At 60.4% G+C, this 942-nt stretch carries 1 protein-coding gene and 1 pseudogene; both read right to left on the bottom strand.

The features are described 5' to 3' along the window. Window positions 1-208: pseudogene (locus NW852_RS07070) on the bottom strand (hypothetical protein); the annotation flags it as partial. After that, window positions 198-569, bottom strand: coding sequence for a type IV pilus biogenesis protein EbsA (ebsA, locus tag NW852_RS07075; protein ID WP_414332569.1), 372 nt, complete (start codon window positions 567-569; stop codon window positions 198-200). The gene ebsA and the pseudogene NW852_RS07070, both read right to left, overlap by 11 nt. Window positions 570-942: the final 373 nt, after the last annotated feature.

Here is a 942-nt window from a genome sequence, read left to right on the forward strand (position 1 = left end):
GCACATCCTTGGGATTGGCCCCCGGCCAGCCCCCCTCGATAAACGGGATCCCCAGCCGATCCAGCAGCTTGGCGATCTGGATCTTGTCTTGCACCGACAGCGACAGCCCCTCCCGCTGCGCCCCATCCCGCAGCGTGGTGTCGTAGAGGGTGATGGCGGCTAAGCAACCAAGGACTGCGTCCTGCTGGCGCGAACGGTCAATCTTCATAGCGCATCAGCTTTTTGTAAAAGGCGGTGGAGAAATCCGGCGGCTGCCCCCGCTGCATCAGGGTCACCACATCGATGAGATAGTCCACAAACTCGTAGTTGGCAATGGAAAGCTGATAGGTGAGCTCGGCATCTTGAGCGAAGATCACCTGAACCACCGTTAAATCTGAAGGTAGCGGGGACATGTGCCAACTGGCCAAGAAGCGGACGGGATCCGCCCCCTCAATAGCCCTTTGCCCCTCCAGGTTGCCTCTTTTGTAGAGGCCCACCGCCAGGGCTAAGTACTGTCGGCGGGCAACGGCGTAATAGGGCTGATAGACGGCCACTTCTGGCGGGCTGGCAGGTTCGAGTTGCAGAGCCATGACGGCAAGAGGAGAGAAGCGTCGATTGCGGCAACAAAGCAAGGGGCTCACTGCCATCCAGCCTACCGCGTCGGCGGGCTGCTGGCCTAGAGACAGGTTGCCCGCTTGTGGGGGGATCCCGCACCTCACTTGGGAAGGAAGCGTTGGAAAGTCGGGAAACTCTGAGAAACAATAGGAAGGGAAAACCGCCCCAGGTTCTCCTCTGCCGGGCCAGGACGGCGTCCCCTTGGCCCCGACTTACCGAATCTGCTGGCCTTATGAACATAGCCCCAAACCCCACTGCCGACCCTCTGCTGGAGCTGGATCCCGTCCTGCAAGGCAAGTTCCACCAGCTTGTCCAAATCTTCGCCGAGATGGGGCGGGTCTTGGTGGC

It is taken from the genome of Synechococcus sp. H60.1 (assembly GCF_047462335.1).
Lineage (GTDB): Bacteria > Cyanobacteriota > Cyanobacteriia > Thermostichales > Thermostichaceae > Thermostichus.

Coding starts and splice junctions, on each gene's coding strand:
- ebsA (WP_414332569.1), bottom strand. CDS start 569: ATGGCTCTGCAACTCGAACCTGCCAGCCCGCCAGAAGTGGCCGTCTAT.